The 24,479-nt window shown below is 60.9% G+C and carries 21 protein-coding genes; 12 read left to right on the forward strand and 9 right to left on the reverse strand.

Annotated elements, in window-relative coordinates:
• The first annotated feature begins 14 nt into the window (after positions 1-14).
• Genes C5L13_RS19465 through C5L13_RS19475 form a run of 3 tightly spaced genes read left to right on the forward strand, consistent with a single transcriptional unit; the run spans position 15 to position 3,942 of the window.
• Entirely contained in the window at positions 15-1,271 is a 1,257-nt protein-coding gene (locus C5L13_RS19465; protein WP_105384921.1) for an ABC transporter substrate-binding protein, read from the forward strand.
• A 5-nt stretch (positions 1,272-1,276) separates the two neighbouring features.
• The gene (pglA, locus tag C5L13_RS19470) at positions 1,277-2,791 is read left to right on the forward strand and encodes a polygalacturonase PglA (RefSeq protein WP_105384922.1); all 1,515 of its coding nucleotides are present in this window, start codon (positions 1,277-1,279) and stop codon (positions 2,789-2,791) included.
• A 5-nt stretch (positions 2,792-2,796) separates the two neighbouring features.
• Positions 2,797-3,942 carry a glycoside hydrolase family 88/105 protein gene (locus C5L13_RS19475; RefSeq protein ID WP_105384923.1) on the forward strand — a complete coding sequence of 382 codons (1,146 nt, stop codon included), beginning with the start codon at positions 2,797-2,799 and terminating at the stop codon, positions 3,940-3,942.
• 22 nt (positions 3,943-3,964) lie between these two features.
• Here C5L13_RS19475 and C5L13_RS19480 read toward each other — a convergent pair whose 3' ends face one another.
• From C5L13_RS19480 to C5L13_RS19490, 3 genes are all read right to left on the reverse strand, one after another.
• A complete protein-coding gene (locus C5L13_RS19480) occupies positions 3,965-4,201 on the reverse strand; it encodes a hypothetical protein (RefSeq protein ID WP_105384924.1) in 237 nt (78 codons plus the stop codon).
• A gap of 1 nt (position 4,202) precedes the next feature.
• On the reverse strand, positions 4,203-4,397 hold the full coding sequence (locus C5L13_RS19485; RefSeq protein WP_105385043.1) for a hypothetical protein: 195 nt from the start codon (positions 4,395-4,397) through the stop codon (positions 4,203-4,205).
• 95 nt (positions 4,398-4,492) lie between these two features.
• A complete protein-coding gene (locus C5L13_RS19490; protein WP_105384925.1) occupies positions 4,493-6,610 on the reverse strand; it encodes a bifunctional diguanylate cyclase/phosphodiesterase in 2,118 nt (705 codons plus the stop codon).
• A gap of 364 nt (positions 6,611-6,974) precedes the next feature.
• Here C5L13_RS19490 and C5L13_RS19495 point away from each other — a divergent pair, with 364 nt between their 5' ends.
• Entirely contained in the window at positions 6,975-8,942 is a 1,968-nt protein-coding gene (locus C5L13_RS19495; protein WP_105384926.1) for a protein-L-isoaspartate(D-aspartate) O-methyltransferase, read from the forward strand.
• Positions 8,943-8,991: 49 nt separating this feature from the next.
• Here the strand turns inward: C5L13_RS19495 and rhaI are convergent, their stop codons facing one another.
• Both rhaI and C5L13_RS19505 read right to left on the reverse strand, forming a co-directional pair.
• Positions 8,992-10,284 carry an L-rhamnose catabolism isomerase gene (gene rhaI / locus C5L13_RS19500; RefSeq protein WP_105384927.1) on the reverse strand — a complete coding sequence of 431 codons (1,293 nt, stop codon included), beginning with the start codon at positions 10,282-10,284 and terminating at the stop codon, positions 8,992-8,994.
• A gap of 79 nt (positions 10,285-10,363) precedes the next feature.
• On the reverse strand, positions 10,364-12,460 hold the full coding sequence (locus C5L13_RS19505; RefSeq protein WP_105384928.1) for a bifunctional rhamnulose-1-phosphate aldolase/short-chain dehydrogenase: 2,097 nt from the start codon (positions 12,458-12,460) through the stop codon (positions 10,364-10,366).
• A gap of 199 nt (positions 12,461-12,659) precedes the next feature.
• Here C5L13_RS19505 and C5L13_RS19510 point away from each other — a divergent pair, with 199 nt between their 5' ends.
• The 7 genes from C5L13_RS19510 to C5L13_RS19540 all read left to right on the forward strand — a co-directional run bounded on the left by C5L13_RS19510 (position 12,660) and on the right by C5L13_RS19540 (position 19,823).
• The gene (locus C5L13_RS19510) at positions 12,660-13,475 is read left to right on the forward strand and encodes a DeoR/GlpR family DNA-binding transcription regulator (protein WP_105384929.1); all 816 of its coding nucleotides are present in this window, start codon (positions 12,660-12,662) and stop codon (positions 13,473-13,475) included.
• Between the two features lie 48 nt (positions 13,476-13,523).
• On the forward strand, positions 13,524-14,519 hold the full coding sequence (gene rhaS, locus C5L13_RS19515; RefSeq protein WP_105384930.1) for a rhamnose ABC transporter substrate-binding protein: 996 nt from the start codon (positions 13,524-13,526) through the stop codon (positions 14,517-14,519).
• A 72-nt stretch (positions 14,520-14,591) separates the two neighbouring features.
• Positions 14,592-16,127 carry a sugar ABC transporter ATP-binding protein gene (locus C5L13_RS19520; RefSeq protein WP_105384931.1) on the forward strand — a complete coding sequence of 512 codons (1,536 nt, stop codon included), beginning with the start codon at positions 14,592-14,594 and terminating at the stop codon, positions 16,125-16,127.
• A gap of 9 nt (positions 16,128-16,136) precedes the next feature.
• Positions 16,137-17,126 carry an ABC transporter permease gene (locus C5L13_RS19525; protein ID WP_105384932.1) on the forward strand — a complete coding sequence of 330 codons (990 nt, stop codon included), beginning with the start codon at positions 16,137-16,139 and terminating at the stop codon, positions 17,124-17,126.
• Positions 17,123-18,124 carry an ABC transporter permease gene (locus C5L13_RS19530; protein WP_105384933.1) on the forward strand — a complete coding sequence of 334 codons (1,002 nt, stop codon included), beginning with the start codon at positions 17,123-17,125 and terminating at the stop codon, positions 18,122-18,124. Before C5L13_RS19525 ends, C5L13_RS19530 begins: the two co-directional genes overlap by 4 nt.
• Positions 18,121-18,441, forward strand: coding sequence for an L-rhamnose mutarotase (gene rhaM / locus C5L13_RS19535; protein WP_105384934.1), 321 nt, complete (start codon positions 18,121-18,123; stop codon positions 18,439-18,441). The genes C5L13_RS19530 and rhaM overlap by 4 nt, the downstream gene beginning before the upstream one ends.
• Complete coding sequence (locus C5L13_RS19540) at positions 18,438-19,823, forward strand: FGGY-family carbohydrate kinase (protein ID WP_105384935.1); 1,386 nt, start codon at positions 18,438-18,440, stop codon at positions 19,821-19,823. Before rhaM ends, C5L13_RS19540 begins: the two co-directional genes overlap by 4 nt.
• A gap of 39 nt (positions 19,824-19,862) precedes the next feature.
• On the opposite strand, the gene C5L13_RS19545 is transcribed toward C5L13_RS19540, so the two are convergent.
• Both C5L13_RS19545 and C5L13_RS19550 read right to left on the reverse strand, forming a co-directional pair.
• Positions 19,863-21,773 (reverse strand): hybrid sensor histidine kinase/response regulator, encoded by a 1,911-nt coding sequence (locus C5L13_RS19545; RefSeq protein ID WP_105384936.1) that lies wholly within the window; start codon positions 21,771-21,773, stop codon positions 19,863-19,865.
• 22 nt (positions 21,774-21,795) lie between these two features.
• Positions 21,796-22,545 (reverse strand): Crp/Fnr family transcriptional regulator, encoded by a 750-nt coding sequence (locus C5L13_RS19550; RefSeq protein ID WP_105384937.1) that lies wholly within the window; start codon positions 22,543-22,545, stop codon positions 21,796-21,798.
• Between the two features lie 107 nt (positions 22,546-22,652).
• Between C5L13_RS19550 and C5L13_RS19555 the strand changes: the two genes are divergently transcribed.
• Entirely contained in the window at positions 22,653-23,381 is a 729-nt protein-coding gene (locus C5L13_RS19555) for a response regulator (RefSeq protein ID WP_105384938.1), read from the forward strand.
• 43 nt (positions 23,382-23,424) lie between these two features.
• On the opposite strand, the gene maiA is transcribed toward C5L13_RS19555, so the two are convergent.
• Together maiA and C5L13_RS19565 are read right to left on the reverse strand one after the other, a co-directional pair.
• Positions 23,425-24,060, reverse strand: coding sequence for a maleylacetoacetate isomerase (gene maiA, locus C5L13_RS19560; protein ID WP_105384939.1), 636 nt, complete (start codon positions 24,058-24,060; stop codon positions 23,425-23,427).
• A gap of 35 nt (positions 24,061-24,095) precedes the next feature.
• A complete protein-coding gene (locus tag C5L13_RS19565; RefSeq protein ID WP_105384940.1) occupies positions 24,096-24,467 on the reverse strand; it encodes a Rieske (2Fe-2S) protein in 372 nt (123 codons plus the stop codon).
• Positions 24,468-24,479: the final 12 nt, after the last annotated feature.

Below are 24,479 nucleotides of genomic sequence, written 5' to 3' on the forward strand. Positions count from 1 at the left end.
TGGGAGGAGCCAAAATGAGAACCATGATCATGACCGCGGCACTGTTTGCCGCAACCAGCCTTTCGACCGCATTCGCCGCGGATCTGCGCATGTCCTGGTGGGGGAGCGACGATCGCCACCTCGCAACGCAGGAAGCGCTCAAGATCTGCGGCGGCAAGTTCGGCCACACGGTGGCGCCGGAATTCACCGGCTTCCAGGGACATCAGGAAAAGATCGCCACGCAGCTCGCCGGCGGTACCGAAGCCGACATCATGCAGGTCAACTGGCCGTGGCTGCCGCTTTTCACCAAGAACGGAACCGGCTTTGCCGATCTCAACCAATACAAGGACATCATCGACCTCGGCCAATGGTCCAAGGCCGATCTCGACAGCGGTACGGTAAAAGGCAAGCTGAACGGTATCCCGGTCTCGACCACCGGCCGCGTCTTCATGTTCAACAAGACGACCTACGACAAGGCTGGCGTGCCTATCCCGACGACCTGGGAAGAACTGATCGCGGCCGCGCCGAAGATGAAGGAGAAACTCGGCAAGGACTATTATCCTTTCGAGGGCGCTGCACTCGACGCTCGCCTCATGGTCATCCTGCGTACGACGCAGAAGACCGGCAAAGACCTGATCGATCCTGCAACGAACAAGGTTTCCTGGACGGAAGAGGAACTCGTCGAAGGACTGAAATTCTACCAGACCCTCGTGGACAAGGGCGTGATCGAGTCCTGGAAGCAGGTTGCTGCCGGCGGCAATACCCCTCTGCACGAGAACCAGAAATGGGCTAAAGGCCAGGTCGCCGGCACCTACCAGTGGGACAGCACCTACGGCAAGATTTCCACGCCCATGGAAAAGGGGCAGGAACTCGTCCCGGTCAAGTTGCTGACCGTTGCCGGCGCGAAGACCGACGGTGTCTATCGCAAGCCATCGATGCTGTTTGCCATCTCCAAAAACAGCAAGGATCCAAAGGCAGCGGCCCAGATCGTCAACTGCCTTCTCAACGATCCGGCGGCGGTAAAGGTGCTGGGCGCGACACGAGGCATCCCCTCCAGCAAGGCCGCGCTCGACGTCCTGAACAAGGAAGGCAAGGTCAAGCCTGTCCAGCTGGAAGCCTACAAGCGCGTCATGGAACCGTCGAGCCCCGGCGTCTCGCCGCTGAACGAGCATCCGCGTGTCACCGAAGCCTTCGACACGAATTTCGAAGCCTTCGCCTACGGCCAGCAATCCGCCGAGGACGCGGCAGCCGAGATCATCGCCGGCATCAACGAAGCGCTGACGGGGATCTGAACATCGTGACGATTGCCGCCATCGAACTTCTGACGACCGGATCACGCAGTGCGACCTTCAGCGTCGATGCCGAAAGGTATCTTTTTGAACGTGACGCTTCGTTCGCCTGGGACGTTCGGAGTGCCGATGGCGGTATCGTGGCCGAGGGGACGACGCGTCGCGTCGTCTTTACAGTCACTGAACTCGAGCCGGGCAGCCATCTTTCCCTCCAGATCGGTGCAGCCCGGCTCGACTTCACGACGGCGAAGGAAACGGCTCTCGCCGACATCAGCGGTTTCGGTGCTTCGGTCGATTCACCGGATAACGCCGAAGCGATCCAGGCGGCAATCGACGCGCTCCCCTCCGAAGGGACGCTTCGGATACCGCCCGGACGCTGGCTGAGCGGTCCTGTTTTCCTCAAGAGTGACATGACGCTGCTGCTGGACGAAGGAGCCGAACTGGCTGCGATCGCGGACCGCGAAGCCTTTCCCGTTCTGCCCGCCCGCCATCCCGACGGCCGCGTGCTCGGCACCTGGGAAGGTGTGGCGGAGGCCTGTTATGCCAGCCTGATCAACGCGATCGACTGCCGCAACATCCGTATCAGCGGCAAAGGCATCATCGACGGCGGCGGTGATCGCGGCGACTGGTGGTCCTGGCCGAAGGAGACGCGACAGGGAGCCAGACGCGCGCGCACCATTTTCCTCTCGGCATGTGAAGACATCACTCTCTCTGGCCTCAACATCCGCAATTCACCGTCATGGACGGTGCATCCGGTGCTTTGCAGCCGATTGCTCGCGGCGAATCTCACGATCCAGAACGATCCGGATTCGCCCAATACGGATGGGTTCAATCCGGAAAGCTGTTCCGATATCCGCCTTGCCGGCCTTCATATTTCTGTCGGGGACGACTGCGTCGCCATAAAGGCGGGCAAGCGCAGCCCGAACGGCGGGCCTGATCGGCCGACGGAGCGCGTAAAGATCTCCAATTGCCTGATGGAGCGTGGCCATGGCGCCGTGGTCATCGGCAGCGAAATGAGCGCCGGCGTCCGCGACATCCAGATTGCGAACTGCCACTTCAGAGGGACCGATCGGGGACTGAGGATCAAGACCCGCAGAGGGCGCGGCGGCACGGTGTCCGATATCCGGCTTGCCGATAGCCTAATGGAGGACGTCGCCACGCCGGTGGCGGTCAACTCGTTTTATTTCTGCGATGCCGACGGGCGGTCCGACTATGTCCAGTCCCGCGTTCCGTTGCCGGTTTCCGACGAGACGCCGAACATCCGGTCGATCTCGGTGAAGAACGTCACGGTCTCGGGCGCTCGGACCGCTGCTGCCGTGTTCTACGGGCTGCCGGAAGCCTCCATCCACGACATTACCTTCGAAAACTACACGGTTTCCTTCACGCCCGATGCGGAGCCGGAAGTGCCGGAAATGGCCTGCCTTCTCACACCCCTCCGTCACGCCGGCATCATAGCGGAAAACACGCTTTTCAGCCGCCTTGCGATGCTTTCGCCGGCTTCGATTCATCCAGCACAAGACTGAAACCCATGCTTCAGACCTATTTCGACGATTACGCCCGAAGATACGAATATTACAAAGGCGGCGCCTGGTGTTATGAAGACGGATGCCTCTATCGCGGTCTCATCACGCTTTATCAGGCCACCGGCGACAGGCACTGGCTCGACCATGTCACGCGGCTCGTCCGCGGTCAGATCGATGCGCAGGGCCGGTTGGTCGGCTACGAGCTCGACGAGTTCAACATCGACAACATTCTTCCCGGCCGCACCCTCGTCTTCCTTTACGAGCTCACCGGCGATGACGCCTGGCTCGATGCCGCCGCTCCTCTGGCAAGGCAGCTCGATACCCATCCGCGCACCGGCAGCGCCGTCTATTGGCACAAACTCCGCTACCCGCATCAGATCTGGCTGGACGGTCTCTACATGGCTCTGCCTTTCAAGATCGAATATGCGCGCGCCGCCTCCCGGCCGAATATGCTTGAGGAGGCTCTGCAGCAATTTTCGACCGCGCTGGACCTGACCTATGACCGCGACGCGGCACTCTACCGGCATGGTTATGACGAGTCGCGCGAACAGTCTTGGGCGGACCCGCAAAGCGGGTTGTCCCCTGCTCACTGGGCCCGGTCGATCGGCTGGCTGGCCATGGCCTTCGTCGACATCATCGAAAGCCTTCCGCCCGGCGCGGCACGGCAGGATCTGATGCTCCGGGCCTCGGCCCTCGCCTCCCGCGTGCTTTCGTTGCAAACCCCGGATCATCGCTGGCTGCAGGTCATCGACCGGCCGGACGCCAAGGGAAACTATGCGGAAAGCTCCGCCACGGCGATGTTCGCTTATTTTCTGCAGAAGCTTGCGCGGCTTGGCGGCTCGGTGGCTTTTGCTGATGCCGGAGCGCGGAGCCTCCTATCCCTTGTCAAACACGAATTGCGCACCGATGAGACCGGAACGTCGAGGCTGCAGAATATCTGCTGCGTCGCGGGTCTGGGGGGCTTCAACGGCCGTTACCGCGATGGAACGGTGGAATACTATCTTTCGGAGGAACTACGCGCCGATGACATCAAGGGCGTCGGCCCGCTGATGATGGCTTTTGCGGAGAGCTTGCAGGTCCGCTCCGCCGATCATCGATCCTCTGGCGCCCCAAGCGAGGAACGGGTCGAACTCAGCGCCGCCAAGCGCTGAGACACCAGCTGTGTTCGCAGGCTTAACGCGAGCCGCGGAAGTTACCCTCGTTCGTTTCCGCCGGATCGAAATTCGGATCGAAATCGTTTGCAGCCCGTTTTGTGCCCGGCGGATTGCGGTGCGCAGTCGCGTCCTCCGAACCGGTGATGACGGTGGGCTTGGCGCTGTGCACGCCGCTGCTCTTGCGATCACCCTGGGACTTGGCGAACTGCCCCTTTGCGTCGGCTTCCGGACCGGTGCCGGGATGATTCTTCGTCATCTCAGTCTCCCTTTGTCTTGCCGGCATCGGATACCTTTTCTCGGGAAGGATCCTGATTGTTCTCCCCAAGCGCATCGCGATCGTGATCGGGATCGTCTTTCGCCGGCATGTAGCCGCGGGGCCTGCTTTCCTGCGGGCCTTCCCAGCGCGGCGATTGGTCTGTAGTGCCAGGAGCGCCTGGTTTTGGTGTAGTCATACCCATGTTGATGTCTCCTTGAGACAAGGATAACAAACGGGCACCCTCAGAGTTCCGTCATCAAAGGAAACGCGGAATTGCTTGGAAACGGGAGCTCAGGCTGCGCGGGCCAGAAGCTTCTTCTGGATCTCGACCGCTTCCATGGGTTTTCCCACGAGATGCCCCTGCAGTTGATCGCAGCCGGAAAGGTACAGAGCTTTGGCCTGAGCGGGTGTTTCCACCCCCTCGGCCGTCACCGGAATGTCGAGAGCGTTGGCAAGCAGAATGGTCGCGGTGAGAATCTGCGCTCCCCGCTCGCTGTCGATCGCCTTCACGAGAGACCGGTCGATCTTCATCCGATCGAAGCCGAATTCGCGCAAGGCCCCGATACTGGCGTAACCGCAACCGAAATCGTCGAGAGCGAACTTGACGCCAACCGCCTTCAGGCTGGCAATCGAACGCTTGGCCTGTTCGGGATTGGCCATCAGAACGCCTTCGGTAATTTCAAGCGTAAGCCGTTTCGGATCGAACGACTTCGCCTCGAGCAAGGCGATGACGTTTGCCGCAAAATTCGGATTTCTGAGCTGGATCGGCGAGGCATTGACGGAGATGGCGATATCCTGCCACGCGCCGACCTCGTCGATCGCCGATGCGAGGATAAGCAGCCCCAGTTCGTCGATCAGGCCGGCACGCTCGGCGATCGGAATGAAAATCTCGGGGCTGATGGGGCCGGTTTCCGCCGTCCATCGGGCAAGGACTTCGACCCCTCTCCATTCCTGGGTGGCTGCATCCACGAGTGGCTGATAGACCGGACGGATGCTGTTGGAGGCAATTGCCGTGCGCAGCTTCGCTTCGAACTGGCTGCGATTTTCCCGTTCCAGATCGAGCTCCGCATGATAAGCGACCGCCTGTGCTCGGCCATTTTCCTTGGCCCGGTACAAGGCAACGTCTGCGCGTCGGATGAATTCGAGCGGATCGGTGGCGCTTGCGTCCGTGGCGACGATGCCGATGCTCACACCAATCTCGATCGTTCTGCCGCCTATCCCGAATGGTCGGCTCAAGGCTTCAAGTATGGAAGCACATAGCTCCCCGGTATCATCCCCGGTCGCGGCAATTGCGAACTCGTCGCCTCCGAGGCGAGAAAAGGATGCGCCCGCAGGAAGCAGAGCGGCCACTCGCGCTGCGACGAGCCTGATGAGTTCATCGCCGACTGCATGTCCCCATGCATCGTTGACTTCCTTGAAACCATCGAGATCGAGCAGGTGAAGCTCGACCTCCTCCTTGTCGGCAAGCCGCCGCTCGACCTCCTCCAGGAACCCTGCGCGATTGAGAAGCCCGCTCAGCGGGTCATGGATCGCCCGGTGATGCACCTCCCGGGCGCGCCGTTTGAAGCCGCGGGCGGAGATCAACCCCGTCGTCACAATGGCGACGAAGAAGGCCGACAGAAGCAGGCCGGCGGCCACCAGATAGGCTTTGACCTCATAATAGATCCTGGAGCCCGGATCCCGGCTCGGCCATTCCAGGTAAGATACGGCCTTTCCGTCGATGTCGGGCAGAGGCGTGTTGAGGGCTGGGAGATGTGGAAGGTCCACGACAAACAATCCGCCGAGATCAAAAGTCTTGGAGATTTCCGCGACTGCCTCCGCGTTCAATATCTTTGCAAAAATCAGGGTATTGAATGCCTGCGGCACGTCCGGCGTCTGTTCGTAAGGCTGGATCGCGCCAGCGCCGAATAAAACAAGGCCGTCGACCGTCTTCACGAATCCGCTGATCGGCTCCTGACCTGACTGCGCTGCCTTCCTTGCTAGATCGGGAAGTGCCGAACCGAAATATTCAAGCGGATCGAATTCCTCACCCTTCTTGTGAGCATCCAGTACGCTTCCATCGGCATGAAGAACAACGGCAATATCGTAGAGAGGGTAATCCTCGGTCGTGCTCCCCCAGTTCTCATAGGACCATTCCTGCGCGTTGTCCGACGCCATGGCTCTGAAGGCGTCGTCCCAGACCGCGTTGTCCCTGACGGTCGCCCGCAACCGGCTTTGGAAAGCTTCCACCGCCGCCGAGGCAGCGTGCGACGCCCGCGCGTCGTCGATCGTCGTGGCTGCTTCTGTCATGTCTCGCACCGCGACGGCGACGAGAAACGCGAGCACTGACCCGACGAGAACAAAAAAACTCGTCACGGCTGCGACGAGGAGAAGTGCGGACCGAGACGATCGGGTGCGGAGGCTCTGCATTCTTGACCGGCGTGACTCTGTACAAACAGCAGGTTGGCCTGCCTCGCCAATATTAGGTCGCCTTAATCAACGAGAGATTAACTTACGCCCGTTTCGTGCGCCTGATCGGCCGCCCTGAGGGCTGGAAACCGCGCCGCACCGAATGCCCTTTTTCGGCGCCAAGAGCCCTCCTTCTCGTTCCTTTCCTGCTGCCATGCCATTGAAATATCGCTGCAAAACAACCTGCGTCTGAGCGGAACGACCGTCCGACCAGAAGGCGCAGGCCGTGAGAACTTTTTGGAAACCAAAAACGACATTTCCTGAAACCACTTTCTCCTGCGGTAGTTTGGCTTACAGCGGGGATGAGGTTTGCGGGACGAATGCCATGCAGGACTTCGAATACGCTCGTGAGCGCATGATAGAGGCGCAAATTGCGCGTCGGGGGCTCAACGATCCGAAGCTGCTCAAGGCTTTTCGCGAGGTCCCGCGCGAAACCTTCGTCGAGAGCGGCTTGGAGGAGTTCGCCTACGAGGATACACCGCTTGCAATCGGCGAAGGGCAGACCATCTCGCAGCCCTACATCGTCGCGCTGATGATTGAGCGGGCACGGATTGGGTCGGGCGATGTCGTGCTCGAAGTCGGCACGGGCTCGGGTTATGCCGCAGCCGTTCTCAGCCGCATCGCCGATCACGTTTACACCATTGAACGATATTGCAGCCTTGGAGAACAGGCCAGACGCCGGTTCCGCCGTCTGGGGCTCGGCAACATCGCAACCAGGGTGGATGACGGGACAAAAGGCTGGCCGGAAGCCGCGCCGTTCGATGCAATTCTGGTAGCAGCCGGCGGGCCGTCAGTGCCGCCGGCGCTCAAAGAGCAGTTGGAACTAGGAGGTCGCCTGATCATGCCGGTCGGTTCCGAAGGCCATCAGCAGCTGGTCCGCGTGACCCGGATAAGCGCCGAAACCTTCGAGGAAGAGGACTTGGGCGGCGTTCGCTTCGTTCCGCTCATCGGCGAATACGGTTGGCGCGAAGGGTATCGGAAACCGAGGCAGATCCAAAAACCTCTTCCCGAATTGATCGCAGACGCTGCCGAACCTCTTCCTGACTTCGACGACCCCGCGTTCGGGGCACTGTTCGACCGTTTCGGCGATCGGCGCGTGATACTTCTCGGCGAGGCCAGCCACGGTACATCGGAGTTTTACCGCGCCCGCGCCGCAATCACCCGCCGCCTCGTCGAACGGCACGGTTTTACGATCGTCGCCGGCGAAGCTGATTGGCCCGATGCCGCCGCGATCGACCGTTATGTCCGACATAGGCCCGGAAGGTCGGGCGAAGTTCCGTTCCAGCGCTTCCCGACATGGATGTGGCGCAACCTGGAAGTCGCGGACTTCATCGGCTGGCTTCATGGATACAACGTCACGGTGTCGGATCAGCGCAACCGGGTCGGCTTCTACGGTCTCGACATCTACAACATGAGCGGCTCCATCGCGGCAGTGCTTGCCTATCTCGACCGGACGGATCCAGAAGCCGCAAAGGTGGCGAGAGAACGCTACGGCTGCCTGACGCCCTGGCAGAACGAACCTTCCACCTATGGCCGCGCGGTGCTGATCGAAGGTTATGACAGATGCGAGAAAGCAGTGGTCGCCCAGTGCCGGGAACTGCTCGGGCGCCAGTTCGACCACACCGGGGAAGATGGTGATGATCTCGTCGACGCAGCCCAGAATGCACGGCTGATTGCTTCCGCCGAACGTTACTACCGCATCATGTATTATGGCGGAGCGGATTCCTGGAACCTGCGTGATACCCATATGTTCGAGACGCTCGAACAGTTGCTTCACGCACGCGGCCCGCAGTCGAAGGCCGTCGTCTGGGCCCATAACTCCCACATCGGCGACGCCCGCCATACGGACATGGGAACATCCAGGCAAGAAGTGAATATCGGCCAGCTCTGCCGCCGGCGCTTCGGCGATACGGCCGCTCTCATCGGCTTCGGCACCCATGAAGGAGAGGTGGCGGCCGCCACCGACTGGGACGGGGATATGGAAGTGAAGACCGTTCGCCCCTCGCTGGAGGACAGCTATGAGAGGTTATTCCATATGTCCCGGCAAAAGCGCTTTCTGCTCGATATGCCGAAACATCCCGAACTGCGGCAGCAACTGCTGGAACCCCGGCTCGAACGCTTCATCGGCGTGATCTATCGGCCGGAAACCGAACGCCTGAGCCACTACATGTACGCGTCGTTACCACAGCAGTTCGACGCTTTCGTATGGTTCGACAGGACAACACCGGTTACGCCGCTGGGTCTGGTGGAAAAGCACGAGGGCGTCCCGGAAACCTATCCTTTCGGCCTGTAGCGACCGGCGGCCCCTTACCGCCCGGTCGAGCAAGCCGTAAAATCGTGCCTTAGATGATCCCGCCGCCGCCCGCAGCGGAGGCCGGCCGTTCCAGCGCGACCTTCTTGCGGTAACCGCTCGCACGATAGGTGGCCACCGGATCGACCGCCCCGCCCGCGCGACGGCGCGCTTCGGCGAGGATCGGCTCGACATCGGTCCGATAGGCGCGTTTCAACGTTTCCGACGCCATCAGCGCATCGTTCTCCTGCTGATAGCCCTCCAGTGCCGCGCGGTCGACCAGCAACGCCTGCGCATAGGCCCGGCGGATTTCGTTGGCACTTGAGATCAGGCTCTCGATCGGGTCGGTGACGTTGTGCGACTGGTCGATCATATGTGCCGGGTGGAAACCTTTGACGCCGCGGTGTTCGGCGTCCACCAGCTCGTTGAAGACGAGGAAGAGCCGGTAGGGTTCGATGGCACCCGCATCGAGGTCGTCGTCACCGTATTTCGAGTCGTTGAAATGGAAACCGCCGAGCTTGCCGAACTGGATGAGGCGAGCGACGATCATCTCGATATTGGTGTTCGGCGCATGATGCCCGAGGTCGACGAGGCAGAAGGCTTTCGGGCCGAGCGTGTTGGCGATCAGGTAGTTCGTGCCCCAGTCCTGCACGACGGTCGAATAGAAGGCGGGTTCGTACATCTTGTGTTCGGAGAACAGCCGCCAGTCGTCCGGCAGCGCCTTGTAGATCTCCGCCATGGCGGCGAGATAGCGCTCGAAGCTCTTGGTGAAGTTGCTCTGGCCCGGAAAATTCGAGCCGTCGCCGATCCAGACGGTCAGCGCCTTGGAGCCGATCGCCTTGCCGATCTCGATGCACTCGAGATTATGCTCGATCGCCTGTTGGCGCGTCGCGGCATTGGTGTGGCTGAGCGAGCCGTATTTATAGGATTGGGCTTGCCCTGGTGCGTCGGAAAAGGTGTTGGAATTCATCGCATCGAAGCCTAGGCTCAGGGCGTCGCCCTTGGCTTTCAGCTCCTTCGCATCCGCTTTGTCCCAGGGGATATGAAGCGAAACGGTCGGCGTTGCCTGGGTCAGCTGATGGATGACGGCGCAATCGTCCAGCTTGTCGAAGATCCCACGGGGTTCGCCCTGGCCCGGAAAGCGGGCAAATCGTGTCCCGCCGGTGCCGACACCCCAGGACGGGACCGCAACGAAAAATTCGGCAACCTTACCGGTGATCGTGTCGATATCGATGCCGCGACGTGACAGGTTCTCGCCGAGCGCCTGGTAATCGGATTTGAGCGCGCCCGCGCGCCTGTCGTTCTCCGCGGCAACCACGTCGGCCGCAATCTTCAGATCTGTCATGACGATCTCCTCCCCTGATGCACCCGAAGCGTCCACCCGCCGCCGGCCTTGGGAGAGCCGGAAGCGGGCGGACAAGCTGTTAACGCGTGAAGCTCTGCGCGTTGCCGGCATCCACATTGATGATATTGCCGGTCGACTTGGCGGATGCATCGGAAGCGAGGAAGTAGATTGCCTCGGCGATGTCTTCCGGGAAGACGTTGAGCTTCAGCATGGAGCGCTTGCGGTAATGCTCCTCCAGATCGGAAACCTCGATCTTCGAGGAGGCCGCGCGCTGCTCGCGCCACTCGCCGTTCCAGATCTTCGAGCCGCGCAGCACCGCGTCCGGATTGACCGTGTTGACGCGAATGCCGGCTTCCGCCCCTTCGAGCGCCAGGCAGCGCGCGAGATGGATTTCGGCTGCCTTGGCGGTGCAATAGGCCGATGCGTTCGGCGAAGAGGCAAGTCCGTTCTTGGATGCGACGAACACGACATTGCCGCCGAGCTTCTGGCGGCGGAAGAGCCGGAAAGCTTCGCGCGACACGAGGAAATAACCGGTCGCCAGGATGTCGATATTCTTGCTCCACATCGCAAGCGTGGTGTCCTCGACCGGCGCCGAAGAGGCGATCCCTGCGTTCGAGACGAGGATGTCGACGCCGCCGAACTCGACGCACGCCTCGGTAAATGCGGTAATGACGGCATCTTCCTTGGTGACATCAAGCACCACGCCGCGCACCGCATCCTTGCCGAAGGATTTTTCGAAATCGGCTTTCGTCGCGTCGAGTGTTCCGCCGTCGATATCGGCGAGCACGACGCAGGCGCCCTCACCCATCAACCGCGCCGCCGTTGCCCGCCCGATGCCTCCGGCGCCCCCGGTGACGAAAGCCACCTGCCCGGCAAGACTCTTCGGCTTCGGCATGCGCTGCAGTTTGGCTTCTTCGAGCAGCCAGTACTCGATATCGAACGCCTCCTGTTCCGGCAGGCCCTGGTATTCGGAGACGGTAGACGCTCCACGCATCACGTTGATCGCGTTGACGTAAAATTCGCCGGCGATGCGGGCGGTCGCCTTGTCGCGGGCAAAGGACAGCATGCCAACGCCGGGGACGAGGAAGATGACCGGATTCGGGTCACGCATCTTGGGAGAATTGTCGTGCTTGCAGGTCTCGTAGTAGCGGGAGTAGTCGGCACGATAGTCTTCCAGCGCCTTGTCCAGCGCCGCGATGACGCCGTCCACGTCCGGCTTGGCCGGATCGAAATCGAGGATCAGCGGGCGGATCTTGGTGCGCAAAAAGTGGTCCGGGCAGGACGTTCCAAGAGCACCGAGCGGCTTCAGGTTCTTCGAGTTGACGAATTCCAGCACCGCATCCTGATCATCGAAATGACCGAGCTTGCGCTCCGCCTTGCCGATACGGCCGCGGATTTCCGGCATGAGCTTTGCGGCGATCGCCCGACGCTCTGGAGCGGGCAGGCTTTTCAGGACCTCGCCGCCGAAGATCGTCTTGCCCTCGGTATGCTGCGAGAACCACTCGATTGCCTTGTTGATGATTTCGAGGGTCAGTTCGTAGCAGGCCTTGGCATCGTTCGCCCAGGTGAACAGGCCATGGCTTTCCAGCACCACGCCCTTGGCGTTCGGATTGGCCTTGACGAGAGCTTCGAGGTCGAGACCCAGCTGGAAACCCGGGCGGCGCCAGGGCAGCCAGCCGATCGCGTCGCCGAAGATCTGCTTCGTCAGTTCCTTCGAATTTTTGGACGCGGCGATCGCGATGATCGCATCCGGATGCATGTGGTCCACATGCATATAGGGCACGAAACCATGCAGCGGCGTATCGATCGAAGCGGCGCGCGGATTGAGGTTGAAGGTGCAATGCGGCAGGAAGCCGACCATCCGATCTTCGTCCTGCACTCCCTTGTAGAGGCCCTTCAGAGCTTCCAGCTTGTCGAGATAAAGCGTGGAGAAACCATCGAGCTTGATCGTCCCAACATCGCCGCCGGAACCCTTTACCCACATGACGCGGACCTTTTCGCCGCTCAGCGGGTCCGTTTCCATCACCTTGGCAGAGGTGTTGCCGCCGCCGTAATTGGTGATGCGCTTGTCGGCGCCGAGGAGATTTGAGCGATAGAGCAGCTTGCCCGGCTCATCGAGTTTGGCTGCATAGGAATCGTCCCAGCGGTTTTCGAGAAGGCGGGTTTGGCCCGACATCGCTTTCCTCCCAACGTGTTTCGGCTCATGGCGGCAGACCGGCCACCATCTCCCATAACGTGGATATCGCGCATTGCTCCGCCTGCTGTCAATCAAAAACGATCATAAACTTTCATTGTGCAGCGCAGTAAAATCGAATTTGATCGTTTCTGATTGACAACATAAATTTTCCAGTAATATTGAAACCCAGGAGGAGCCCATGCACGAACGTGAACGCCATCGCATCATTTTGAGCGCGATCCAGGAAAAGCCCGTCATCACGGTGCAGGATGTCGCCGAATTGACCGAGGCATCCGAGGCGACGATCCGGCGCGACATTGCCGCGCTTCACGTTCAGGGCAAGCTCCGGCGCGTGCGCGGCGGCGCCGAGGCGGTGCATCCGCCGCAGATCGGCCAACTGGCCGCCCGTTCCTTCCGTGTTTCGGAATCGGTCAATATCGACAAGAAGCGCGCAATTGCCCGCCGCGCGGTCGAACTCTGCGAGGAAGGCGATTCCGTCATTATCAATGGCGGTACGACGACCTTCCAGATGGTGCACTTCATGTCGGCGCGCCGCCTCCAGGTCATGACCAATTCATTCGCCATCGCCGAACACCTCGTCAAACATTCAAAGAGCACGGTGACAGTGCCGGGCGGCGCGATCTACCGCGAGCAGAGCCTGATCCTGTCTCCCTTCGAAAACGACGCCATCCGCAATTTCTATGCCCGGCGCATCTTTATCGGCGCCCAGGGCGTCGGCCCGCTGGGCGTAATGGAAGCCGACGCACTGGTGATCCAGAGCGAACAGAAGCTGATGCAGCAGGCAGAAGAACTGATCGTGATGGTGGATTCGAGCAAATTCCAGCGCCGATCGAGCCTCATCCTTTGTCCGCTGGAACGGGTGACCACCGTCATCACCGATGACGACATATCCGAAGATGCCGCGCGAATGATCGAAGGCGCCGGCGTCAAACTGATCATAGCCGGCACCGCTGCGGCGGCACCGGCCGAGGAGGATTCCACGTCGGCCGCATGAAAGCATCCGGCGGGAGGAAATGAACTTGTTCAACTGGGAGGACTGACAATGAAACTAACCAAGAAACTAGCCCTCGGCGTGGCACTTGCCTTCGCCGCCATGACGACGGCGGCGAGTGCGGCGGACATGAAGATCGCGCTTGTCGTGAAATCGCTCGGCAACGGCTTCTTCGAAGCGGCCAACAAGGGCGCGCAGGAAGCCGCCAAGGAACTCGGCGGCGTCGAAGTCATCTATACCGGCCCGACATCCACCACCGCCGAAGGCCAGATCGAGGTGATCAACTCGCTGATCGCGCAGGGCGTGGATGCAATCGCCATCTCCGCCAACGATCCGGATGCCGTCGTTCCGGCGCTGAAAAAGGCCGCCCAGCGCGGCATCAAGGTAATTTCCTGGGATTCCGGCGTGGCCAAGGAAGGCCGCATCATGCACTTGAATCCGTCATCCAACGAACTGATCGGCAAGATGTGCCTGCAGCTCGCCGCAAACCATCTGGAAGGCGGCAAGGGTGACTTCGCAATCCTCTCCGCCACCACCACGTCGACGAACCAGAACACCTGGATTGCCGAAATGAAGAAGCAGCTCAAGGATTTCCCGGGACTGAAACTGGCGACCACGGTCTATGGCGACGACCTTGCCGACAAGTCCTATCGCGAAGCCCAGGGCCTCCTGACCTCGCAGCCGAACGTGAAGGTCATAGTCGCTCCGACGACCGTCGGCGTGCTCGCCGCCTCGCAGGCCGTCAAGGATGCCGGCAAGATCGGCCAGGTCTATGTAACGGGTCTCGGCCTGCCATCTGAAATGGCTGGCGCCATCAAGTCCGGCGCAACGAAGGAATTTGCCATCTGGAATCCGATCGACCTCGGGTATTCCGCGACCCAGATCGCCTACCACATCGTCAAGGGCGATACGGACGGCAAGCCGGGCTCCGAAATCAAGGCCGGCCGCATGGGTTCGATCAAGGTCGGCGACAATGGTGAAGCCGCGATGGCCGACCCCTTCGTCTACAATGCCAAGAACATCGACGAGTTCTCCAAGATCTTCTGATCCTTTTGAACACCTCCCTCCGGCGGTCGCGAATGGCCGCCGGGACTTTATTCAGATTTCACTGGCTGATCGATGATGAACGCTGTCGCACCAACGAACGACTTGGCCCCGCTTGCCGCGGAAACGCCGATCCTGGAAATGCGCGGCATCAGCCAGATCTTTCCCGGCGTGAAAGCGCTGGATGGCGTCAGCATCAGGCTCTATCCCGGCCAGGTCACGGCGCTGATCGGTGAAAACGGCGCCGGCAAATCGACCCTCGTCAAAATCCTGACCGGCATCTACCGCCCGAACGAGGGCGAGATCCTGATCGATGATCAACCGATTTCCTTTCCCAGCGCGCAGGCCGCAATCGACGCCGGCGTCACCGCTATCCACCAGGAAACGGTGCTCTTCGACGAATTGACTGTCGGCGAGAACATTTTTTTGGGGCACGCGCCGCGCACCCGCTTCGGCACGATCGACTGGCGGCAGATCAACAGCCGCTCGAAAGCGCTCATGCACCAGCTCGAAAGCGAGATCGATCCGACGATCCGGCTGCGTGATCTGTCGATCGCCCAACGGCATCTGGTGGCGATCGCACGCGCGCTGTCCGTCGAGGCGCGTATCGTCATCATGGACGAGCCGACCGCGGCCCTTTCCCGCAAGGAGATCGACGATCTCTTTCGCATCGTCGAAGGCCTGAAGCGCCAGGGCAAAGCGATCCTCTTCATCAGCCACAAGTTCGACGAGGTCTACGAGATCGCCGAAAACTTCGTGGTTTTTCGCGACGGCCGGGCCGTCGGCCAGGGCAAGCTGAAGACCACCCCGCAGGACGAAATCGTGCGTCTGATGGTCGGCCGTGACGTCAAGGACGTCTTTCCGAAGGTGACGGTGGAGATCGGCGCCCCGGTACTCGCCGTCCACGGCTACAGTCATCCGACCGAATTCCGCGACATTTCCTTTGAACTGCGCCGCGGCGAAATCCTCGGTGTCTACGGGCTGATCGGTGCCGGCCGCTCCGAGCTCTGCCAATCGCTGTTCGGCATTACCCGCCCCTCTACTGGCCGGCTGACGCTCGAGGGACAGCCGATCGAGATCCGCTCGTCGAGCGACGCAATCCGGGCGGGCATCGTCTATGTGCCCGAGGAGCGCGGCCGCCACGGCCTGGCGCTGCCCATGCCGATCTTCCAGAACATGTCGCTCCCGTCCCTGAAGAAGACTTCGCGCTCGGGCTTCCTGAAGGCAGCGAACGAACTGGCGCTTGCCCGCAAATATGCCGAACGGCTGGATCTTCGCGCAGCGGCCCTTTCGGTGCCGGTCGGCACGCTCTCGGGCGGCAATCAGCAGAAGGTCGTCATCGGCAAATGGCTTGCCACCCGACCGAAGGTCATCATCCTCGACGAGCCGACCAAGGGGATCGATATCGGTTCCAAGGCTGCCGTTCACGGCTTCATCAGCGAACTGGCGGCGGAAGGTCTGTCGATCATCATGGTATCCTCCGAGCTGCCGGAGATCCTCGGCATGTCGGACCGGGTGATGGTGATGCGCGAAGGTCTGGCCGCCGGCGTCTTCGAACGCGAGCGGCTCAGCGCCGAAGTTCTCGTACGCGCCGCAACCGGCAACCAGTAGGAGAAGCCGATGAACCGCTTCCTGAAAAACCGCGAAATCCTGCTGGTCGTCATCATTGCGATCATGGTCGCCGGCTTTTCCACCCGCGCGCCGGGCTTTGCCTCGCCGGGCAATCTTGCCAACATCTTCAACGACACCTCGATCCTGATCATCCTGGCGCTCGGCCAGATGACGGTGATCCTGACGAAATCGATCGATCTTTCGGTCGCCGCCAATCTCGCCTTTACGGGCATGGCCGTGGCCATGACCAACGCCGCCTATCCGGACCTGCCTTTGGCACTGCTGATCGTGATGGCGATCGGCATCGGCGCTTTCCTCGGCGCAATCAACGGCTTTCTCGTCTGGGCGCTGCAGATCCCGCCGATTGTCGTGACGCTCGGCACCCTCACCATCTATCGCGGCATGGCCTTCGTGCTGTCGGGTGGCGGCTGGGTCAACGCCCATCAGATGACCCCCTCCTTCCTCAATATCCCGCGGACGCCGGTGCTCGGCCTGCCGATCCTCTCCTGGATCGCAATCGTCATCGTGCTCGGCGCCTGGTTCGTGCTGACGCGCCTGCCCTTCGGCCGCGCCGCCTATGCATCCGGCGGCAACCCCACCGCAGCCGTCTATGCCGGCATCGACATCGGCTGGACGCGCTTCCTCGCCTTCGTCCTGTCGGGAGCGCTGGCTGGCCTCTCCAGCTATCTCTGGGTCTCGCGTTATGCGGTTGCCTACGTGGATATCGCGGCCGGCTTCGAACTCGATACGGTCGCAGCCTGCGTCATCGGCGGCATTTCGATCGCCGGCGGTATCGGCTCGGTCGCCGGAGCCGTGCTCGGTTCGCTCTTCCTTGGCGTCATCAAGAATGCGCTTCCGGTCATCGGCATCTCGCCATTCGCCCAGATGGCGATTTCGGGGATCGTCATTGTGCTCGCCGTCGTCTTCAACGCCCGCGCTGAGAAGAAGGCCGGCCGCATCATCCTGCGCGACCGCGCAGCACCCGAGGTATCCGCATGAGCGAGGTTGCAACGACGAAACGTGTGATCCCCGACCGGCTCGGAACGAAAACCTCCCGGATGCTGGCGAGTTGGGAAGTGCTGCTGTTCGGCGTCGCGGCCCTGATCTTCATCTTCAATTCCTTCGCCTCGCCCTACTTCCTCAACGCCTGGAATCTCTCCGACGCGACCTTCAATTTCACCGAAAAGGCAATGATCGCCTTTGCCATGGCGCTGCTCGTCATCGCCGGGGAGATCGATCTTTCCGTGGCCGCAATCATCGCGCTCGCCTCGACCGCCATGGGCGCTGCGGCACAGATGGGCATCGGCACCCCGGGGCTGGTGATGATCGGCATCGGCACCGGACTTCTCTGCGGCGCCTTCAACGGGTTGCTCGTTGCAGGCCTGCGCCTGCCCTCGATCGTGGTGACGATCGGCACGATGAGCCTTTTCCGCGGCATCTCCTATATCGTGCTCGGCGATCAGGCCTACGGCAAATATCCGGAAAGTTTCGCCTATTTCGGTCAGGGCTATGTGGCTTGGGTCTTCTCCTTTGAATTCGTGCTCTTCATCGGGCTGGCAATAGCCTTCGCCATCCTTCTGCATGCCACGAATTTCGGCCGTCAGGTCTATGTGATCGGCAACAACGAATTTGCCGCACGCTTTTCAGGCATCCCGGTGGAGCGGGTCAAATTCATTCTATTCCTGCTGACGGGTCTCATGGCGGGAGTTGCCGCCGTCTGCCTCACGTCGCGCCTCGGCTCGACCCGCCCTTCGATCGCCCAGGGCTGGGAACTCGAAGTGGTCACCATGGTCGTGCTCGGCGGCGTCTCCATCCTCGGCGGCGCCGGGACGATCGCAGGCGTCGTCATCGCTGCCTTCGTCATGGGGCTCGTCACCTTCGGGCTGGGGCTGCTGAACGTTCCGGGCATTGTCATGTCGATCTTCGTCGGCCTGCTGCTGATCATTACGATTGCCGTGCCGATCATTGCCCGCCGCATCAAGGAAATGAACCGATGAGCTTGGAAAAATACGCGTTCAAGATGAAGCTCAACCCCGGGATGGAAGCGGAATATCTGAAGCGCCATGACGAGATCTGGCCCGAACTGGCCGAACTGCTGCACGAGGCAGGTGTCAGCGACTATTCGATCCATCTCGACCCCGAGACCAACATCCTTTTCGGCGTCTTGACCCGTCCTCAGAACCACAGGATGGCGAGCCTGCCGGATCATCCCGTTATGAAGAAGTGGTGGGCGCATATGGCCGACATCATGGAGACCAATCAGGATAACTCGCCGGTCGCCAAAGATCTGGTAACGGTTTTCCATCTGCCATGAGCAAGCCTGAAAGGATCGCCGTTCTCGATATCGGCAAGACCAATGCCAAGGTCGTCGTGCTCGATTGCGCGACGGGCAAGGAGATCGCCGAAAAGCGGACGCCGAACCGGATTCTGGCCCGCCCGCCCTACCCGCATTACGATACCGACGCGCTTTGGAATTTTGCGATGGACGCGTTGAGGGCGTTTGCGGAAACGCCCGGCTTCGACGCGATCTCCATCACCACGCATGGAGCGTCCGCTGTGCTGCTCGATGCGGAAGGAACCCTTGCGCTTCCGGCGCTCGACTACGAGCACCTGTATCCGGAAGACGTGCAAACCGCCTATGCGACAATCCGGCCGCCTTTTTCCGAAACCTTCTCGCCCGCTCTTTCCGGCGGGCTCAACGTCGGCGCACAACTCCATTACCAGAAGACGACGTTCCCGGACAGTTTCGCCCGCGTCAGGACGATCTTTACCTATCCCCAATACTGGGCCTTCCGGTTGACCGGCATCGCGGCAAACGAGGTGACTTCGCTCGGTTGCCATACGGACCTGTGGAACCCGCGCGAAGGGACCTTTTCCTCGCTGGTCGACCAACTTGGTATCCGCGAACTGATGGCGCCGGTGCGCTCGGCCTTCGATACGCTTGGACCGGTTCTGCCCGAGATCGCGCAGAAGATCGGTCTTGCGGAGGAGGTACCGGTCTACTGCGGCATTCACGATTCCAACGCATCCCTGCTGCCGCACCTGATCGGCCGCGAGCCGCCTTTTGCTGTCGTCTCGACCGGCACATGGGTCATCAACTTCGCCGTCGGCGGCGATCTCGACCACCTCGATCCAGCCCGCGACACGCTCGCCAACGTGGATGCGTACGGACGCCCCGTCCCTTCGTCCCGTTTCATGGGTGGTCGCGAATTCGAGATGCTGACATCGGAGTTCGGCAGGCTCTCACCAGAGGCGGCGCTGGCCGCCATGCCTCAAGTCATCGAGAACGGCCTGATGCTGCTGCCGAATATCGCCGCCGGGTCCGGGCCGTTTCCTGGCTGCGAGCGGCAATGGCTCAATGACGCCGGGGTATCGGCCGATGAGCGCTGGGCCGCGGCCTTCCTCTATCTCGCACTCATGACCGAGACCTGCCTCGGCCTCATAGGCGCGCAAGGCCCCATTCTGGTCGAAGGACCGTTTGCTTCGAACCACGCCTATCTCCAAGCTCTGGCCTCGGCCACATCGCGAGAGGTCATCGCCTTGTCAGGCTCGACTGGGACGAGTCAGGGTGCCGCCCTCCTGGCCGGAGCGCCCTCGACGGCTGGCGCCCCGTCCGAACCGCACCGGGGAAATCTGCCGGGAATAGCCGACTACCGACAAAGCTGGCTCCACCGGCTGGTTTTTGCTGGTCGTTGACTGCCGAACACTTCGGGATCCGGCTGCCTGCGAGCCTCTTCAATCCAATAACTGGCGGAGCCGCGTCGCAAGTTCCCTCGCCGTATATGGCTTCTTGAGCCAGCTTCCTGACTGGGCAAGCTCACGGCCGGCGATGGCAGGCTCGGCATAGCCGGATGTGAACAGGACCTTGATATCCGGTCTCTCCGCCCGCACCTTGTGGGCAAGCTCGTCGCCCGTGATGCCGCCGGGCATGACCACATCGGTAAAGAGTAACGCAATGTCGTCGTGGCGCTCGAGCTGCTCAAGCGCTTCCGCACCGTTTGCAGCCTCGATGACCTCATAGCCGAAATCGGTCAGTCGAGAAACGGCGACGCGACGCACCCGCGGATCGTCCTCCACCACAAGGATTTTCTCGGTACCCCCGGGAATTGGCGCAGCACGCGAGGTGGCCTCGTTGTTCGAAGCCGCCACCTCCTCCTTCTGGGCGGCGTGCAGGAAAATCCTGACGCTGGTGCCCTGGCCCGGCTCGCTGTAGAGCTGGATATTGCCGCCCGACTGCTTGGCGAAGCCGTAGACCATGCTGAGGCCAAGGCCGGTACCCGATCCCACTCCCTTCGTCGTAAAGAAAGGCTCGAACGCCTTTTCCTTTACTTCCGGGCTCATGCCCATGCCGGTATCGGTCACCGAAATCAGGACATAGTCACCGGTCCGCACATGGGGATACATCTGGGCATAGTCGACATCGAGCTTCGCTCGGGAAATCTCGATCGTCAGCTTGCCGCCCCGCGGCATCGCGTCTCTCGCGTTCAGCGTGAGGTTGAGAAGCGCGTTCTGCAATTGGGACGCATCGACAAGTGCCTCGTTGGAAGCGCCCGTTACGACGGTCCGGAACTCGATCATTTCCCCAAGCGTGCGACGCAGGAGGTCCGAGAAACTGGTCACCAGCTGTCCGATGTCGACGAGCTTCGGGTTGAGCGGTTGACGGCGTCCGAACGCCAGCAGTTGTCCGGTCAGCTTGGCTCCATCCTCGGCAGCGTCCTGAGCTTCGCGTAGCAACACGAGCAGTTTTTCATCCGCCAGCTTGTTTTCGATCATCTCGAGATTGCCGCTGATGACGGTGAGAAGATTGTTGAAGTCGTGCGCGAGGCCACCCGTAAGCTGGCCGATCGCTTCCATCTTCTGCGACTGTCGCAGCTCCTCTTCGATCTTGTGACGGCTCGTGAGGTCGCGGATGAAACCCGTGAAGATCCGTTTTCCGTTGGTATTGGCCTCTCCCACCGCAAGTTCCATTGGAAATACCGACCCATCCTTCCGTTGCCCTGCCACCACGCGGCCATATCCGATGATGCGGCGTTCACCCGTCGTAAGGTAACGAGCGAGATAGCCGTCATGAGAACCTCGGTCCGGCTCGGGCATCAGCATCTTGACGTTGCGCCCGCACACTTCATCCGACGAATAGCCGAAAAGTCTCTCCGCAGCCGTGCTGAAGGAGGAGATGAGGCCTGCTTCGTCGATGACGACCATCGCTTCGGGCACCGTGTCCAGGATCGACCGCAGATGCGCCTCTCGCCCCGCAAGATCGGTCTGCACCCTCCGCATATCCGTCACGTCGTTATTGGTCTGGATGATGACGGCCTGCTCACTGTTGAGCGCAACCCAGCGGGTTGCGACGAAAATCCGCTGGCCGTTCTTGTGCCGGTGAACAACCTCACCTTCCCAGGAATGTTTGGCCAGAACCTGTTGCCGGATCGAATCCAGAGGCTCCGGAAATTCCGTCTCCAGCAACTCCTGTACCACCTTTCCGATCGCTTCCTCGGCGGTCCATCCGTAAAGATTCCTGCATCCAGCGGTCCAGCGGGTGATGACGCCATCCAGACCATGAACGATGAGGTTCGCATCATCGAGAAGACGGGTGACCGCATCGAGTTCCTTTTCGGTCGTGCTGTCGGTATGCGTATTCGAACTCATTTTTCTTCCGTGAGTGATGCCGCTAGTGGCGGCGACGCTCACCATGATCGTCGAAATCCCGCCTGTTATCTTCGTATTCATCGCCATCTCCGGCGAGATGCGCAAGGGCGGAGGGCTTTGTAATCCGCAGCGAATGCCGCCCGGCAGCAGCCACGATTCCTTTGCCCGCCAGTTTCGTGATTGTACGGGAAACCGTCTCGATCGTAAGCCCCAGATAGTCCGCCATGTCCTGACGCGTCATCGGCAAATCGATGATCCGCTGCAGGGCGCCTTCGGCAAGCGACCGCTTCAACCGCTTCTGGAGGAAACTGCAGACCCGTTCCTCGGCATTCTTGCTGGAGAGAAGAACCATCTGATCCTGGGCGGCGGCCATTTCGTCGCACACATGGGCCAGCACCCGCGGGCCAAGTTCCGCCGAATCCGCCACGGCCGCGTCGAATGCCTTGCGGGTGAGACGGCGAACCTTGGAGGGCGTGATCGCCTCCGCGCTATAGAGATAGCTGCCTCTCAAGGAAACACCCACGATGTCTCCGGCATCGAGGAAACCCGTGATGACGCGGCGTCCGTCCGCTATGATCCGATAGATGCGCAATGTGCCTTCGAGCACATCGAAAACGTGCTTCGCCTGATCGCCTTCGAAGAACAGCGCTTGGCCGGGCGTCAGATGCTCAGCCGGCTGCTTCGCAAACAGCGTGCGCAGGGAGTTGGGGCCTCTATCGTCAATTGTTGTTGCGAACGCGTCTTTATAAATGCGATTGCTGGTGAGAAACATGCCCCTGCCTCCGTCTTTCGATAGATGCAGTTGACCGGATCCTGGTAACACGCGAATGCTAGCCCGGTGAAACATGGTTCGATTTGGTAACAGACTGTAACAGGCTCATGGCCCTGCTTTCATCCAATCCCGCTCATATTCTCGTCGTCGATGACGATCCCCGAATCCGTCAGATGCTCATCCGGTATTTCGAGGATGAAGGGTATCTCGTAAGCACGGCCGGCGACGGCACCGAAATGAGGGGCCAGCTCCGGCAGAAAGAGATCGACATCATCCTGCTCGATCTTTCGCTTCCGGGCGGGCAGGACGGTCTTGATCTCGCCCGCGAGGTGAGAAGCCAATCGGATGTGCCGATCATGATGCTGACCGGACGCGACGATGTGGTGGACCGGATCATCGGCATCGAGATCGGAGCCGACGATTATATCGCCAAGCCCTTTCATCTGCGCGAGGTGCATGCGCGGCTGAAATCGATCCTGAGGCGCCGCCAGCCGGGCGTCTCCAAGCCGGAGACGAACGAAGACAAAGTCATCCGATTCGAAGGCTGGAGCCTCAATCTTTCCCGGCGACAGCTGCTGGGGCCGGAGGGCGCCGAGGTCGATCTGACGACCGGTGAATTCGACATGCTGGCGGCCTTCCTGCAGAACGCGGGCCGGGTGCTGACGCGCGACTTCCTGATGGATTCCACCAGGGGGCGGCAGCTCGAAGCTTTTGATCGCACCATCGACGCGCAGATCGTCCGCCTGCGCCGAAAGATCGAGGCGGATGCCAGCAACCCTCAATTGATCAAGGCCGTTCGCGGCGTCGGCTATATCTTCACCGGCAAGATCGACTGACGCTCTGCTTGAGGGTTTCCCCACCGGACCGAGGTCGGCGTCGTCAACGCGCCGCCTTGTCCGGGTGTGCCGCGGCAAACGGCGGCAGCTGGGCGCAACGGTCGGCGATTTCCACCAGCCTGCCGAACCCGGAAAGCTCGACCTCCCATCGTCGCGCGTTGTAAATCTGGGGCACGAGGCAGATGTCGGCCATGGTCGGGCGGTCGCCATGGCAGAACGATCCCGTAGACGGCGAATCCAGCAGTTTTTCAAACGCACCAAGCCCCTTGTGGATGAATTTCTGCATCCAGGCCTTACGCGTTTCTTCCGCGCCGTCAGTCAAAGACATCACATGCGCCACGACATGCAGATTGCAGACCGGGTGGATCTCCATGGCGATGACATAGGACAGCGCCCTCACCCTTTGCCGCCCGACGGGATCGTCAGGCAGGAAGGCTCCTCCACGCGTTTCATCGAGATATTCGATCACCGCCAGTGACTGTGTGAGGCTCTGCCCATCGATCTCAAGCACAGGCACCAGACCCTGCGGATTGCGTTTGAGATGTTCTTCTGACCTGTGCGCCTTTGCGAGCAGGTCGATAGGTACAGTAACAAAAGGTTCGGCCAGCATATTGAGCGCGATACGCAGCCGGTAGCTGGCCGACGAGCGCCAGTAATCGTAAAGGACGGCGTCTGTCATTCGTACCTCGCATATTACATGACGGAGTCCCCAATCTAAGCGCCGATCCGCAGATTGCCATTCGCATCTTCCGTAACCGGCACCGGATCGAGCCCTTCTGCCGCATCACCCGAAAGACACGCACCGGTCGTCACATCGAAGGCGGCTCCATGCGCCGAACACAGAAACCGCGCACCATCGGCGGAAAGAACAGAGGCGGAGCGGTAGTCGAGCGGAAGATACTGGTGCGGACAGGCATTGACGAAAGCCTGCACGCAGCCGGACCTTCGCATTACCAGAAGCGGAAATGCGCCTCTCTCTGTCTCAACGGTCAGGCAGCGCGCAGCTCCCTCGCCGATCTGCGAGGAAGCACAGACGAGTGCGCCGGGCTCCGGCGCGCTTTCATAGGAGCGCCACGCATCGCTCATCTGTCGCGGTTT

It is taken from the genome of Neorhizobium alkalisoli, assembly GCF_002968635.1.
Lineage (GTDB): Bacteria > Pseudomonadota > Alphaproteobacteria > Rhizobiales > Rhizobiaceae > Neorhizobium > Neorhizobium alkalisoli.

What these genes read in the sequence shown, in the direction of transcription:
- C5L13_RS19505 (WP_105384928.1), bottom strand. Translation starts at nt 12,460, where the DNA reads ATGTCGGGCCAAACCCGCCTTCTCGAAAACCGCTGGGACGATTCCTAT.
- C5L13_RS19510 (WP_105384929.1), top strand. Translation starts at nt 12,660, where the DNA reads ATGCACGAACGTGAACGCCATCGCATCATTTTGAGCGCGATCCAGGAA.
- C5L13_RS19495 (WP_105384926.1), top strand. Translation starts at nt 6,975, where the DNA reads ATGCAGGACTTCGAATACGCTCGTGAGCGCATGATAGAGGCGCAAATT.
- C5L13_RS19545 (WP_105384936.1), bottom strand. Translation starts at nt 21,773, where the DNA reads ATGAGTTCGAATACGCATACCGACAGCACGACCGAAAAGGAACTCGAT.
- C5L13_RS19475 (WP_105384923.1), top strand. Translation starts at nt 2,797, where the DNA reads ATGCTTCAGACCTATTTCGACGATTACGCCCGAAGATACGAATATTAC.
- C5L13_RS19485 (WP_105385043.1), bottom strand. Translation starts at nt 4,397, where the DNA reads ATGACTACACCAAAACCAGGCGCTCCTGGCACTACAGACCAATCGCCG.
- rhaM (WP_105384934.1), top strand. Translation starts at nt 18,121, where the DNA reads ATGAGCTTGGAAAAATACGCGTTCAAGATGAAGCTCAACCCCGGGATG.
- C5L13_RS19525 (WP_105384932.1), top strand. Translation starts at nt 16,137, where the DNA reads ATGAACCGCTTCCTGAAAAACCGCGAAATCCTGCTGGTCGTCATCATT.
- maiA (WP_105384939.1), bottom strand. Translation starts at nt 24,060, where the DNA reads ATGACAGACGCCGTCCTTTACGATTACTGGCGCTCGTCGGCCAGCTAC.
- C5L13_RS19550 (WP_105384937.1), bottom strand. Translation starts at nt 22,545, where the DNA reads ATGTTTCTCACCAGCAATCGCATTTATAAAGACGCGTTCGCAACAACA.
- C5L13_RS19555 (WP_105384938.1), top strand. Translation starts at nt 22,653, where the DNA reads ATGGCCCTGCTTTCATCCAATCCCGCTCATATTCTCGTCGTCGATGAC.
- C5L13_RS19490 (WP_105384925.1), bottom strand. Translation starts at nt 6,610, where the DNA reads ATGCAGAGCCTCCGCACCCGATCGTCTCGGTCCGCACTTCTCCTCGTC.
- C5L13_RS19565 (WP_105384940.1), bottom strand. Translation starts at nt 24,467, where the DNA reads ATGAGCGATGCGTGGCGCTCCTATGAAAGCGCGCCGGAGCCCGGCGCA.
- rhaS (WP_105384930.1), top strand. Translation starts at nt 13,524, where the DNA reads ATGAAACTAACCAAGAAACTAGCCCTCGGCGTGGCACTTGCCTTCGCC.
- C5L13_RS19465 (WP_105384921.1), top strand. Translation starts at nt 15, where the DNA reads ATGAGAACCATGATCATGACCGCGGCACTGTTTGCCGCAACCAGCCTT.
- rhaI (WP_105384927.1), bottom strand. Translation starts at nt 10,284, where the DNA reads ATGACAGATCTGAAGATTGCGGCCGACGTGGTTGCCGCGGAGAACGAC.
- C5L13_RS19530 (WP_105384933.1), top strand. Translation starts at nt 17,123, where the DNA reads ATGAGCGAGGTTGCAACGACGAAACGTGTGATCCCCGACCGGCTCGGA.
- C5L13_RS19480 (WP_105384924.1), bottom strand. Translation starts at nt 4,201, where the DNA reads ATGACGAAGAATCATCCCGGCACCGGTCCGGAAGCCGACGCAAAGGGG.
- C5L13_RS19540 (WP_105384935.1), top strand. Translation starts at nt 18,438, where the DNA reads ATGAGCAAGCCTGAAAGGATCGCCGTTCTCGATATCGGCAAGACCAAT.
- C5L13_RS19520 (WP_105384931.1), top strand. Translation starts at nt 14,592, where the DNA reads ATGATGAACGCTGTCGCACCAACGAACGACTTGGCCCCGCTTGCCGCG.